The 11,278-nt window shown below is 71.0% G+C and carries 15 protein-coding genes and 1 pseudogene; 5 read left to right on the top strand and 11 right to left on the bottom strand.

The features are described 5' to 3' along the window. From ACTS11_RS07325 to ACTS11_RS07315, 3 genes are all read left to right on the top strand, one after another. Window positions 1-761: cell division protein FtsX (locus tag ACTS11_RS07325; protein WP_442639673.1), on the top strand; the 761-nt coding region annotated here is incomplete at its 5' end. Then, complete coding sequence (locus tag ACTS11_RS07320) at window positions 758-1,483, top strand: lysophospholipid acyltransferase family protein (protein ID WP_442639672.1); 726 nt, start codon at window positions 758-760, stop codon at window positions 1,481-1,483. The genes ACTS11_RS07325 and ACTS11_RS07320, both read left to right, overlap by 4 nt. Then, window positions 1,470-2,069, top strand: coding sequence for a pyridoxamine 5'-phosphate oxidase family protein (locus ACTS11_RS07315; RefSeq protein ID WP_442639671.1), 600 nt, complete (start codon window positions 1,470-1,472; stop codon window positions 2,067-2,069). Before ACTS11_RS07320 ends, ACTS11_RS07315 begins: the two co-directional genes overlap by 14 nt. Before the next feature lie 4 nt (window positions 2,070-2,073). Here the strand turns inward: ACTS11_RS07315 and ACTS11_RS07310 are convergent, their stop codons facing one another. From ACTS11_RS07310 to ACTS11_RS07300, 3 genes are all read right to left on the bottom strand, one after another. Next, complete coding sequence (locus tag ACTS11_RS07310) at window positions 2,074-2,484, bottom strand: hypothetical protein (protein WP_442639670.1); 411 nt, start codon at window positions 2,482-2,484, stop codon at window positions 2,074-2,076. A 251-nt stretch (window positions 2,485-2,735) separates the two neighbouring features. Beyond that, entirely contained in the window at window positions 2,736-3,269 is a 534-nt protein-coding gene (locus ACTS11_RS07305; RefSeq protein ID WP_442639669.1) for a CIA30 family protein, read from the bottom strand. Then, on the bottom strand, window positions 3,266-4,225 hold the full coding sequence (locus ACTS11_RS07300) for an acetyl-CoA carboxylase carboxyltransferase subunit alpha (RefSeq protein ID WP_442639668.1): 960 nt from the start codon (window positions 4,223-4,225) through the stop codon (window positions 3,266-3,268). Before ACTS11_RS07300 ends, ACTS11_RS07305 begins: the two co-directional genes overlap by 4 nt. Before the next feature lie 102 nt (window positions 4,226-4,327). On the opposite strand from ACTS11_RS07300, the gene ACTS11_RS07295 reads away from it, so the two are divergent. Further along, a complete protein-coding gene (locus ACTS11_RS07295) occupies window positions 4,328-5,185 on the top strand; it encodes an AraC family transcriptional regulator (RefSeq protein ID WP_442639667.1) in 858 nt (285 codons plus the stop codon). A 41-nt stretch (window positions 5,186-5,226) separates the two neighbouring features. Here ACTS11_RS07295 and ACTS11_RS07290 read toward each other — a convergent pair whose 3' ends face one another. From ACTS11_RS07290 to def (ACTS11_RS07265), 6 genes are all read right to left on the bottom strand, one after another. Next, window positions 5,227-6,186: an L-malyl-CoA/beta-methylmalyl-CoA lyase gene (locus ACTS11_RS07290; RefSeq protein ID WP_442639666.1), complete on the bottom strand. Its 960-nt coding sequence runs from the start codon at window positions 6,184-6,186 to the stop codon at window positions 5,227-5,229. A gap of 95 nt (window positions 6,187-6,281) precedes the next feature. Continuing rightward, window positions 6,282-6,548, bottom strand: a complete 267-nt coding sequence (locus tag ACTS11_RS07285; RefSeq protein ID WP_442639665.1) for a hypothetical protein — start codon at window positions 6,546-6,548, stop codon at window positions 6,282-6,284. Window position 6,549: 1 nt separating this feature from the next. Then, complete coding sequence (fmt, locus tag ACTS11_RS07280; RefSeq protein ID WP_442639664.1) at window positions 6,550-7,458, bottom strand: methionyl-tRNA formyltransferase; 909 nt, start codon at window positions 7,456-7,458, stop codon at window positions 6,550-6,552. Next, window positions 7,458-7,952, bottom strand: a complete 495-nt coding sequence (gene def, locus ACTS11_RS07275) for a peptide deformylase (RefSeq protein WP_442639663.1) — start codon at window positions 7,950-7,952, stop codon at window positions 7,458-7,460. The genes fmt and def (ACTS11_RS07275) overlap by 1 nt, the downstream gene beginning before the upstream one ends. Further along, a complete protein-coding gene (def, locus tag ACTS11_RS07270; protein WP_442639662.1) occupies window positions 7,942-8,433 on the bottom strand; it encodes a peptide deformylase in 492 nt (163 codons plus the stop codon). Before def (ACTS11_RS07270) ends, def (ACTS11_RS07275) begins: the two co-directional genes overlap by 11 nt. Continuing rightward, window positions 8,430-8,960 (bottom strand): peptide deformylase, encoded by a 531-nt coding sequence (gene def / locus ACTS11_RS07265; RefSeq protein WP_442639661.1) that lies wholly within the window; start codon window positions 8,958-8,960, stop codon window positions 8,430-8,432. The genes def (ACTS11_RS07270) and def (ACTS11_RS07265) overlap by 4 nt, the downstream gene beginning before the upstream one ends. 112 nt (window positions 8,961-9,072) lie before the next feature. Between def (ACTS11_RS07265) and ACTS11_RS07260 the strand changes: the two genes are divergently transcribed. Beyond that, on the top strand, window positions 9,073-10,242 hold the full coding sequence (locus ACTS11_RS07260; RefSeq protein WP_442639660.1) for a MalY/PatB family protein: 1,170 nt from the start codon (window positions 9,073-9,075) through the stop codon (window positions 10,240-10,242). Here ACTS11_RS07260 and ACTS11_RS07255 read toward each other — a convergent pair whose 3' ends face one another. Beyond that, the gene (locus ACTS11_RS07255) at window positions 10,243-11,094 is read right to left on the bottom strand and encodes a molybdopterin guanine dinucleotide synthesis (RefSeq protein ID WP_442639659.1); all 852 of its coding nucleotides are present in this window, start codon (window positions 11,092-11,094) and stop codon (window positions 10,243-10,245) included. After that, a pseudogene (locus ACTS11_RS07250) lies at window positions 11,091-11,278 on the bottom strand (molybdenum cofactor guanylyltransferase MobA); the annotation flags it as partial. The gene ACTS11_RS07255 and the pseudogene ACTS11_RS07250, both read right to left, overlap by 4 nt.

Here is an 11,278-nt window from a genome sequence, read left to right as displayed (position 1 = left end):
TGTCGCTCGCCTCGGGCCGGCTGGCCGAGCGCTGGTCCTCCGCGCTGGCGCAGTCCTCGACGATCCGCATCTCCGCCCCCGCCGTCGAGCTCGAGGCGCAGACGCGCGCCGCGCTCGCCGTTCTGGAGCAGACGCCGGGCATCGCGGGGGCCCGCGTCATCACCGACGAGGAGCAGCGCGCGCTCCTGACGCCGTGGTTCGGGCCGGAACTGCCGGTGGAGGACCTGCCGATCCCGCGCCTCGTCGAGATCGTCGAGACGGCGGAGGGCTACGACGCGAACGGCCTGCGCCAGCGCCTCGCCGCGGAGGTGCCCGGCGCCGTGCTCGACGATCACACGCGCTGGCGCCGCCCGATGGTGGAGGCCGCGGGACGGCTGAGGCTGCTGGGCTGGGTCTCGCTCCTCCTGATCGCGGGGGCGACGGGGGCGATGGTGACGCTGGCCGCGCAGGCGGCGCTCTCGGCCAACGAGCAGGTTGTCCGCGTCCTCCGCCTCGTCGGCGCGCGGGACGCCTACATCGCCCGCGCCTTCGTCCGGCGCTTCACGCTGCGCGCGCTCGGCGGCGCGGCGGGGGGAACGGCGGCGGGTCTCCTCGCCGTGGCGCTCCTGCCCGGCGCGGACGAGGCGGGCGGCTTCCTGACGGGCCTCGGCTTCACCGGCGCGGGCTGGGCCCTGCCGCTCCTGATCCCGCCGCTCGCCGCGCTCGTCGCCTTCGCCGCGACACGCATCGCGGCCTATCGCACGCTGAGGGCCCTGCAATGATCCAGTGGCTGCGCTCGCTCGTCTTCGTGGGCCAGATGTACCTGATGATGGCGGTCCTCGCCGTCTTCTTCACGCCCTGGGCAATCGTCGACCGGCGCGGCGCCTTCGCGGGCGTCCATGCCTACACGCGCTGGGTGCGCTGGACCGCGTCCTGGATGGTGGGCCTGAAGACCGAGGTGCGCGGCACGCCTCCGCAGGGCGAGGTACTGATCGCGGCCAAGCACCAGAGCTTCCTGGACATCATCATCATCGTCTCCGAGGTGCCGCGGCCGAAATTCATCATGAAGAAGCAGCTCCGCTGGGCGCCCATCCTCGGCTGGTACGCGCTCCGCATCGGGTGCGTGCCGGTGGACCGGGGGCGCCGCGCGCAGGCGATCCAGCAGATGATGGCGGGCGTGAAGGCCGGCGTGCAGGACCCGGGGCAGCTCATCATCTATCCGCAAGGCACCCGCGTCGCGCCGGGGGTCAAGATCCCGTACAAGATCGGGACCGCGATCCTCTACGAGCAGACCGGGCAGCCCTGCGTTCCGGCCGCGACCAACGTGGGCGTCTTCTGGCCGCGCCACGGCATCTACCGCAAGCCCGGCCTCGCCGTGGTCGAGTTCCTCGAGCCGATCGCGCCCGGCAAGACCTCCACCGCCTTCATGCAGGAGCTGGAGGAGCGGGTGGAGACGGCGTCCAACCGGCTGATGAAGGAGGCGGGCTTCGATGCGGAGGGTTGAGGACATCGCGGCGCTCGAGGCGCTTTACGAGGCGGTGGTGCCGGCGGCGCGAACCAAGGTGGTTTCCCATGTGACGCCGCTCTACCGCCGCTGGATCGAGGCGTCGCGCTTCTGCATCCTGTCGACGGTCGGCCCCGAGGGCACCGACGCCACGCCGCGCGGCGACGACGGGCCGGTGGTGCGGATCGTGGACGACCGCACCCTCTGGCTGCCGGACTGGCGCGGGAACAACCGCCTCGATTCGCTCCGCAACATCGTGCGGGACGGCCGCGTGTCGCTGATGTTCATGGTGACGGGCGCCAACAACGTCGTCCGCGTGAACGGCACGGCCTTCCTCACCGACGAGGCGGAGGTCCGTGATGCCTTCGCGCGCAAGGGCCTGTCCCCGCGCAGCGTCGTCGTGATCTCGGTCGGCGAGGTCTATTTTCAGTGCGCGAAGGCCCTCATGCGCTCGGGCCTCTGGACGCGGGACCCCGCCGCGGGGCTTCCCACGGCGGGCGAATTCCTGCGGGAACAGGACGAAGGCTTCGACGCCGAGAGCTACGACACCGGCTACGAGGACTACGCCCGGCCCCGCTTCTGGTAGCGGCCTATTCGGCGGCGATGGCGCTGCCGGATTCCGCTGCTTCGTCCTTGCGCTCCGCCCGCTCGACGGGCGTGACGGGGATGCGCCGCGCTCCCGATGCGACCTCGGCGACGAGGTCCGGACGGCGGACGCGGCGCGGCTCCACGACCGGCGGCTTCAGGTCGAGGTTCTCCTCGTGGAGCCGTGCGGGCCTGCGGAAGACCATGATCGTCCGCTCGATGTCGGTGATCAGGAACAGGAACTTGCGGCGACGCTCTGTCATCGCCTCCGCGCCGATGAAATCCCAGCCCTCCAGCCCCATCTCGGTCAGGATGTCCGAGATCGTGCTGGCGTACTTGTCCATTCCGTCGACGCGCTTCTGGCCGCGCCGACGCTGGGATGGAGCGGGAATGACCTTGTATTCGAAGTAGCTCATAAAAATGCACCAATGCTTGAACGGGCGCGTAATCTCGGCCCCCGCCGGAATATGGCGCAATCAAGGCAACTGGGGCAATCTCGTGGCGGACACAAATTCGTTGACAGACTGTTTACGAAAACGGCGAACGATCTCTGAAGAACTTTAGCCTTCTTTCAATCGCGTAGGATGGCGTGCGCGGAAGAACTCGGGCCCGAGGCGAAGGCGCCGGATTTCCAAAGCGCGACCGGAAACCGGCTTCCGCAGGTTTCTCAAGCCCAGCCGAAGGCCGCCATGGACACGTCCGCGTCATGGTCGCGGCCATAGGCCGCCAGCCCGAGGGAGCGGATGTCGCCAGGCGCGGGACGCGTGGGCAGGAGACCGCCCGACGCCGCGAAGTCCTCCCAGCCGAGGGTCACGTCCCGCCAGTCGGGGGCGGTCGGGAAGCGGGCCTGGTAGTACTGCCACGGCAGGCGCGTGCGCGCGGTGCGCAGGTGGATGAAGTAGTCCTCGCCGTTGCCGCGCACCCGGATGCGGAGGCCTTCCGCATCGCCGGGGGCTCGCAGCTCCGTCCGCACCTGGATGAAGCCGCCCCTGTTCGCGGTCGAGACGCGTCCCGTCAGCCGCAGCGCGCCGTCCTCGATCCGCGCCTGCCCTTCGGAGACCCCGCCCATCACCGTGTCGGCGAGGTAGGACCAGTCGGCTTCCGTCACGGGGATCATGTCCTCCGGCCCTCCCATCGCGGCGTCCGGGCGGGCGAGGGTCAGCGCGGCGGCGCCGAGCATCGCCGCGCGCCGCCCGATCACGCGGCCAGGCCCTTCATCCCCATGTCGAGATACTTGCGCCGCCGGGAGGCGACCAGCTTCTTCCGGTCGGCGCTCTTCATCTGCGCGAGCATCGAGCGGATCGCCTTGCCGACCTCGGCGATCGTGGCCTCGGGGTCGCGCTGCGCGCCGCCGAGCGGCTCCTTGATGACGACGTCGCAGACGCCGAGCTTGTGGAGGTCCTGCGCGGTCAGGCGCAGCGCCTCGGCCGCCTCGCGCATCTTCTCGGCGTCCTTCCAGAGGATCGAGGCGCAGCCCTCGGGCGAGATGACCGAGTAGACCGAATGCTCCAGCATGGCGAGACGGTCGGCGGTGGCGAAGGCGACCGCGCCGCCCGAGCCCCCCTCGCCGATGATGACGGAAATCAGCGGCACCCCGATCTGGAGGCACTTCTCGGTCGAGCGCGCGATGGCCTCGGACTGCCCGCGCTCCTCCGCGCCCTTGCCGGGATAGGCGCCGGGCGTGTCCACCAGCGTCACGACCGGCAGGCCGAAACGGTCGGCGAGGTCCATGAGGCGCACGGCCTTGCGGTAGCCCTCGGGCCGCGCCATGCCGAAGTTGCGCTCGATCCGGGTCTTGGTGTCGCTGCCCTTCTCGTGGCCGATCACCACCACGGGCGTGTCGTCGAACCGCGCGAGGCCGCCCACCACGGCGTGGTCGTCGGCGAAGTTCCGGTCGCCGGCGAGCGGCATGAACTCGGTGAAGAGCGCGTCGATGTAGTCCGAGCAATGCGGCCGGTCGGGGTGGCGCGCGACCTGGCATTTCCGCCAGGGCGAGAGGTTCTTGTAGAGGTCGCGCAGCATGTCCGCGGCCTTCTTGTCGAGGGCGGCGGCCTCCTGCTCCACGTCCATCTCGGAGTTGCGGCGAGCGAGCGCGCGAAGCTCCTCGGCCTTGCCCTCGATCTCGGCCAGCGGTTTCTCGAAGTCGAGATAGTTCATCGCGCGCATCCTCGCTCATCCGGCTGCAGGTATATGACGGCGGCGGGGCGTGGATGCAACTCGGCAAGATTTGTCGCGCCTGGCGGTGCTAGCCTTCCGGGCATGGACCAGATCGCCCCGAAATCCGCGTCGGACCACGACGCCCGCATCGCCCGGACCCTCCGCCACATCGAGGCGGAGCTTGCGGGCGACCTCAGCCTCGACGCGCTGGCCGACGTCGCGGCGCTGTCGCGCTTCCACTTCAGCCGCGTCTTCCGCGCCCAGACCGGCGAGGGCGTGGCCGAGGCGGTGCGCCGCATCCGCCTGAACCGCGCCGCGCTTCTCGTCGTCGGCACGCGCGATCCCTTCGCCGCCATCGCCGCCCGCACCGGCTTCGGCCACATGCGCAGCTTCGAACGCGCCTTCGCCGCCGCCTTCGGCGCCACGCCCGCGCAGGTCCGGCGGGGGCGCAGAATTCCGCCACCCCTCCTCCCTCCAGCGAAAGGACCCTTCACGATGTTCCCCACCGAAATCCGCGAGGCCGAGGACACAGTCCTCGCCGCCGTTCCGCACACCGGCCCCTACCAGGAGATCGGGACGGCCTTCGAGGCGCTGATGCGGAGGCTCGGCGCCGCCGGTCTCATCGCGGGCTCCGGCCCCTCCTACGGGCTCTACTACGACGATCCTTCCGAGACCCCGGCCGAGGCGCTGCGCGCCCATGCGGGCCAGCGGCTCGCGCCCGGCGCCGAGGTGCCCGAGGGGATGGACCGCGTCGTCCTGCCGGGCGGGCGTTTCCTGGTCTGCACCTGCAAGGGGCCGTTCAGCCGCCTGCCCGAGGCCTGGTCCTGGACCTATGCGCGCGCGATTCCCGAGGCGGGCCTGACGCTCCGCGACGCCGTTCCCTTCGAGGTCTACGTGAGCGACACCTACGAAACCGCGCCCGAGGACAACGTCACGGAGATCTGGGTTCCGGTTGCCTGATTTGCTCCTCCGCCGGCCAACCGGCGCGGTGCGGCCCGATGTCACCCCGCGGCGATCATCTCGGCCTGCTTCACGATCACCTCGGCCTGCTTGATCGAGGCGATGTCGACCAGGCGCCCCTTGTAGACCGTGGCGCCGGCGCCCTCGGCCTTGGCCTTCTCCATCGCGGCGAGGATCTCGCGCGCCTCGGTGACGGCGGCCTCCGAGGGCGTGAAGACCTCGTTCGAAAGCGCCACCTGCTTGGGGTGGATCGCCCATTTGCCCACCATGCCGAGCGTGGCCGAGCGGCGCGCCTGCGCCCGGAAACCCTCGTCGTCCGAAAAGTCGCCGAACGGACCGTCCACGGGCAGGACGCCGTGCGTCCGGCAGGCGGCCACGATCGCGGCCTGCGCCCAGTGCCAGGGATCGGACCAGTATTTCTGGCCCTCGCGGTGCATGTAGTAGTTCTCCTGCGTGCCGCCGATGCCGGTGGTCTGCATCCCCATCGAGGCGGCGAAGTCCGCCGCACCGAGGCTCATGGCCTGGAGGCGGGGCGAGGCGGCGGCGATCTCCTCGACATGGGCGATGCCCGCCGCGCTCTCGATGATGACCTCGAAGCCGATGCGCTTGGTCCGGCCCATCGCCGCCTCGACGGAGGAGACGAGCGCATCGACCGCGTAGATGTCCGAGGCGTTGCCGACCTTCGGGATCATGATGAGGTCCAGCCGTTCGGAGGCCTGCTCCAGCAGGTCGACCACGTCGCGATACCAGTAGGGGCTGTCGAGCCCGTTGATCCGCACGCTCAGCGTCTTGCGCCCCCAGTCCACGCCGCCGATGGCCTCGATCACGTTCCTGCGCGCCTGCGGCTTGTCGTCGGGGGCGACGGAATCCTCTAGGTCGAGGTTGATCACGTCCGCGTCGCTCGCCGCCATCTTCTCGAAGATCGCGGGCCGCGAGCCGGGGCCGAAGAGCTGGCAGCGATTGGGGCGGGCGACGGGTTGCGGCTGGATGCGGAAGCTCATGGGGATCCCTTCGCGAAATCTTGTTTCGTCTCACTCGCCCCACGGGATAGATTGCTGCGCCGCCGAGCGCAAGCGCTGCGGCGCGGCATGACGCCTCAGCGGCGGTTCCGCTTCTGCTTGCGGCGGTAGGCCACTTCGGTCGGCACGAGCACCAGCGCCGCGACCGACCCGATGATCGCGTCGAGGCCGGGCGACCCGAAGGACAGCCCGAAGAGCGCCCTGAGGAAGTAGAGGGCCAGCACCGCGCCCCATGTGATCAGGACCGAGGGCACGAGACCGTTATGCGACCAGCCCCAGCGTTCGAAGAGGTAGGCGACGATGCCCGCCAGCATCAGGGATCCGAAGAACGAGAACAGGATCATGTCACTCTCCCAGACGCGAGCCGACCGGCAGCCGGGCGCCGCGCAACCATTCTTCGGCAGACATAGGGCCTTTGCCCTCGGGTTGCACCTGCCTCAGCGCGACGGCGCCGCTCCCGCAGGCGACCCTTCCGTCTGCGAGCACCTCGCCCGGGGCGCCGGAACCCTGGGCGAGCCCCGACCGCAGGAGCTTCACGCGCTTGCCGCCCGCCATGGTCCAGGCCCCCGGAAACGGCGAAAGCCCCCGGATCGTGCGGTCGATCTCCCCGGCGTCGCGGGTCCAGTCGATCCGCGCCTCGGCCTTGTCGATCTTCTGCGCGTAGGTCACGCCTGACTCGAGCTGGACCTCCGGCGTCAGCGTGCCGAGACGGTCGAGCGCCGCGACGATGGCCTCGGCGCCGAGGGCGGAGAGCCTGTCGTGCAACTCGCCCGTGGTCTCCTCGGGGCCGATGGCCGTCTCCGTCCGCAGGAGCACCGGGCCGGTGTCGAGCCCCGCCTCCATCCGCATGATGCAGACGCCGGTTCGCTCGTCGCCGGCCATGATCGCGCGATGGATCGGCGCGGCCCCGCGCCAGCGCGGCAGGAGGCTCGCGTGGATGTTGAGGCAGCCCCGGCGCGGCGCGTCGAGCACCGGCTGCGGCAGGATCAGGCCGTAGGCCACCACCACCGCCGCGTCGGCGTCGAGCGCGGCGAACTCCGCCTGCGCCTCGGCGCTTCTCAGGCTGACGGGGTGGCGGACGGGAAGGCCCAGTGCCTCGGCCCGCGCCTGCACCGGGCTCGGGCGGTCCTTCTTGCCGCGCCCGGCGGGTCGGGGCGGCTGGCAGTAGACGCAGGCGATCTCGTGACCCGCCGCCACCAGCGCGTCCAGGACCGGCACCGAGAAGTCCGGCGTTCCCATGAACACGACGCGCATCAGGCCCGCCTCCGCGCACGGCGCAGCAGCATGTCGCGCTTCGTCCGGGACAGCCGGTCGAAATACATCCGCCCGGCGAGATGGTCGATCTGGTGCTGCACCGAGGCGCCCCAGAGCTCCTCGAAGACGCGCTCGACCCGCGCGCCGGTCTCGTCGGTATAGGCGACGGTCACGGGCGAGGGACGCTCCACCTCGGCACTCACGCCGGAGAGGTTCGGGCTCCCCTCCTCCCAGCGGAAGGTGCCGGGCCCGGAGGCGACGATCTCGGGGTCGGCGAGGCGGATGGCGCGCCCCCGCTCGGCGCTGCAAGCGACGACGGCGAGGCGCAGCATCACGCCGATCTGCGGTGCCGCGAGGCCGACGCCCGGCATCGCCTCCATCGTGTCGATCATGTCGTCCCAGATCGCGCGGACCGCATCGGTGATCTCGCCCACCGGCGCCGCCTCCGTGCGGAGCCGCCTGTCGGGCCAGGGCACGAAGGGCCTAGCCGGCATATTCCGCCTCGAGCGCGGCCCTCTGTTCGGCGCCGATCCGGTCGAAGGTCACGATCCCGTCGAGGTGGTCGTACTCGTGCTGCGCGCAGATCGCGGCGGGTCCCTCCAGCCGCTCCTCCCGCAACGCGCCCTCGGGCGTCGTCCAGCGCAACACGATCCAGGGCGCACGCGGCACCTCGGCCGTGACGCCGGGGATGGAGAGGCAACCCTCGGGTCCGGCAACGCGCTCCGCCGCGCTCTCCACGATCTCGGGGTTCACGCAGACGACGGGAGACGGCGCGCCCTCCTTCCACGTGACGTCCATCACGAAGAGGCGGAGCGCCACGCCCACCTGCGGCGCGGCGAGGCCCCGGCCCGGCGCGGCGTACATCGTCTCGAGCATGTCCTGCGCCAACGCCGCGACCTCGGACGCGTCCGACACCGGCGCGCAGGGGCGCGACAGGACCGGGTCCGGCCAGCGGCGGATCGGCAGGACGCTCACGCGCGCTCCTGCTCCCGCGCGCGGTCGCGCTTGAGCTTCGTCATCCGGCGGGTGATGAGCTGGCGCTTGAGCGGCGAGAGATAGTCGATGAAGAGCTTGCCGTTCAGGTGGTCGATCTCGTGCTGCACGCAGGTCGCCCAGAGGCCGCCGAAGGTCTCCTCCGCCGGGTTCCCGTCGCGGTCCATCCAGCGCACCGTCACCTCGGCGGGCCGGGTCACGTCGGCGAAGGTCTCGGGGATCGAGAGGCACCCCTCCTCGTAGACCGACGTTTCGTCGGACGCGGCCACGATCTCGGGATTGAACATGGCGAGCGGACGCGGGGCCGCCCCCTCCTCCTTCACGCAGTCGAGCACGACCAGACGGCTCGAGACGCCGATCTGCGGCGCGGCGAGGCCGATGCCCGGCGCGTCGTACATCGTCTCGAGCATGTCGTCGGCGAGGCGGCGCAGCTCGTCCGAGACGTCGCGCACCGGCTCCGCCACCTTCTTCAGGCGCGGGTCCGGGTGAATGAGAATGGGCCTTTTCATGGGTTCTCATGTAGCGGCAGCGCCCCCGCGCCGCAAGCCGCGCGCCCCGGTCTTGCGGCTGCCGCGCAAGCCGCTACGTTCGGCCGGTCGCGGCAGGAAGAAGAGGCAAGGCATGTTCGACGAGATCATCGACCGGCGGGGCACCCACTGCATCAAGTGGGACAAGCTGGAGCAGTTCTGCGGCGTGAACCCGGACGAGGGGCTGGCGATGTGGGTCGCCGACGCGGACTTCCGCACCGCGCCCCCGGTGCTCGAGGCGCTGCAGGCGATGGTCGACCATGGCGCCTTCGGCTACGGCGCGGACGACGCGGGCTTCCGCAAGGCGATCGCCTGGTGGCAGGAGACGCGGCACGGCTGGCCGATGGACCCCGACTGGATCGTGGCGACGCAGGGCCTCGGCCACGCGATCGGCATGGTCTTCGAGACCTTCACCAAGCCCGGCGACGGCGTCTGCTTCTTCACGCCGGTCTACCACGAGTTCCGGAACAAGACCCTCCGGGCCGAGCGCCGCCCGGTCGAGATCCCCATGGCGCTCGAGGACGGGCGCTACGTCCTCGACTTCGACGTGGCGGACGCGCTTGTCGACGCCTCCGTGAAGGTCCTCCTCTTCTGCGCGCCGCAGAACCCCTCGGGCCGTGTCTGGACGCCGGACGAGATGCGCGCCGTGGCCGAGTTCGCCGCGCGCCACGACCTGCTGCTCGTCTCGGACGAAGTCCATGCCGACGTGGTCTTTCCGGGCGCGAAACATGTCCCCATGGCCGTCGCCGCGCCCGAGCACACGGGCCGCCTCATCGCGATGAACGCGGCGTCCAAGACCTTCAACCTGCCGGGCCTGCGCACCGGCTACACGATGATCCCCGACCCCGACCTCAGGGCGGCCTACGCCAAGCGGCTTCAGATGCTGGAATACGCGCCCGCCTCGCCCGGCATCGTCGCGACCAAGGCCGCCTACTCCCCCGAGGGCGCGGCCTGGGTGGACGACCTCGTGGTCTATCTCGACGGCAACCGGAAGGTCTTCGACGAGGGGATCAATGCCATTCCCGGCGTCTGGTCCATGCCGCTGCAATCGACCTTCCTCGGCTGGGTCGACTTTTCCGGCACCGGCATGACCACCGAGGAGATCGCCACCCGCATCCGCGACGTGGCCAAGATCGGCGTCAGCCCCGGCCCCGGCTTCGGCCCCGGCGGAGAGCTCTGCAACCGCTTCAACCTCGCCACGCGGCGCAGCATCGTGGAGGAGGCGGTGCGGCGGATGCAGGCGGCCTTCGCCGACCTCCAGTAGTCAGGGAAGCGCCGAGGCGAGCTCCGCCTCCGCGCCATGGCCGAGAATCCAGCCCTCGACCGGATCGCCCTCGCGGAGGAGCGCGTCGAGGCGGGCGGGCGGCAGGCGCCCAAGCGCCCAGGCGAGGACGCGCACCTGCGCCTTGTCGGGGATCTCGTCCGGCCGGGTGCGGGCGGCGATCGCCTCCGAGATGAGGCCCGGGTAGCACTCCGCCAGCACGATGGGCGTCTCGGGCGGCTCGAAAGGGGCGACCGCGAGGCTGTCGCCGAACCGCGCGCGCAAGCCGTGCAGCCGCGCCATGCCGAGGAGCGCCTGCGACCCGACCGAACCCGCGCCCATGAGCTGGAAACAGGACTTCGCGCGGGGGATCAGCGTCTCGATCCGCCGCCGCTCGGCGAAGGGGAAGGCGTCGCAGCGAGGCTTGCGGAACGGCAGGCCCGGCGTCGCCCGGCCCACCGGATGGCCCCAGAACGGCCCCTCCGCCGCGAAGCGCGCGTTCAGGCGCGCCGCGACCTCGAAGCGGTTCGAGACGTTGCGGTCGTCGTCCTCGACGAGGTCGGCGAGCTGCGCCCAGAGGGACAGAGGCGCGTCGTCTCCGATCACCGCGCGCGCGAACCCCGCGGGATAGGCGAAGGGGAAGTCGAAGGCCGCCAGCACCCGCCGCCCGGCCCTTAGTTCCCCGTCGACGAGGCCCGCGATGGTGCGCATAGCCTGGGTTCGGGTCCGCTGGTAGAGCGTGGCGAGATGCCCGTGGCGGCAGATGCCGATGAAGATCGCGTCCTTCGTCGGGCGCGCGGGCGAAGGCACGGCGCGGGCCGACCAGTCGACGACGACGATCGTGTCGAAGCTCACCGCAGGCGCTCCTCGGCGGCCGCGAGATCCTCGGGCGTGTTGACGTTGAAGAAGGCGGCCTCGTCCTCGAAGGAAACGCCCACGGCGCCGACCGCCCCCGTCCAGTCCCGCACCTTGCGCGCGCCCCCGTCGAGCGCCCCGGCGAGGCCCGGCGCGAACTCGACGGACCAGAGCCCCGTCGTGG

Origin of the sequence: Roseicyclus sp. (genome assembly GCF_052168335.1) — a bacterium.
In the GTDB taxonomy this organism is placed as follows: domain Bacteria; phylum Pseudomonadota; class Alphaproteobacteria; order Rhodobacterales; family Rhodobacteraceae; genus Roseibacterium.
Note: the sequence above shows the minus strand (reverse complement) of the source record. Positions and strands in the feature narration are given on the sequence as shown.

Bases quoted from the DNA above. Each gene is read 5' to 3' on its own strand.
- ACTS11_RS07320 (WP_442639672.1), top strand. From the start codon at position 758: ATGATCCAGTGGCTGCGCTCGCTCGTCTTCGTGGGCCAGATGTACCTG.
- ACTS11_RS07315 (WP_442639671.1), top strand. From the start codon at position 1,470: ATGCGGAGGGTTGAGGACATCGCGGCGCTCGAGGCGCTTTACGAGGCG.
- ACTS11_RS07310 (WP_442639670.1), bottom strand. From the start codon at position 2,484: ATGAGCTACTTCGAATACAAGGTCATTCCCGCTCCATCCCAGCGTCGG.
- ACTS11_RS07300 (WP_442639668.1), bottom strand. From the start codon at position 4,225: ATGAACTATCTCGACTTCGAGAAACCGCTGGCCGAGATCGAGGGCAAG.
- ACTS11_RS07295 (WP_442639667.1), top strand. From the start codon at position 4,328: ATGGACCAGATCGCCCCGAAATCCGCGTCGGACCACGACGCCCGCATC.
- ACTS11_RS07290 (WP_442639666.1), bottom strand. From the start codon at position 6,186: ATGAGCTTCCGCATCCAGCCGCAACCCGTCGCCCGCCCCAATCGCTGC.
- ACTS11_RS07285 (WP_442639665.1), bottom strand. From the start codon at position 6,548: ATGATCCTGTTCTCGTTCTTCGGATCCCTGATGCTGGCGGGCATCGTC.
- fmt (WP_442639664.1), bottom strand. From the start codon at position 7,458: ATGCGCGTCGTGTTCATGGGAACGCCGGACTTCTCGGTGCCGGTCCTG.
- def (WP_442639663.1), bottom strand. From the start codon at position 7,952: ATGCCGGCTAGGCCCTTCGTGCCCTGGCCCGACAGGCGGCTCCGCACG.
- def (WP_442639661.1), bottom strand. From the start codon at position 8,960: ATGAAAAGGCCCATTCTCATTCACCCGGACCCGCGCCTGAAGAAGGTG.
- ACTS11_RS07260 (WP_442639660.1), top strand. From the start codon at position 9,073: ATGTTCGACGAGATCATCGACCGGCGGGGCACCCACTGCATCAAGTGG.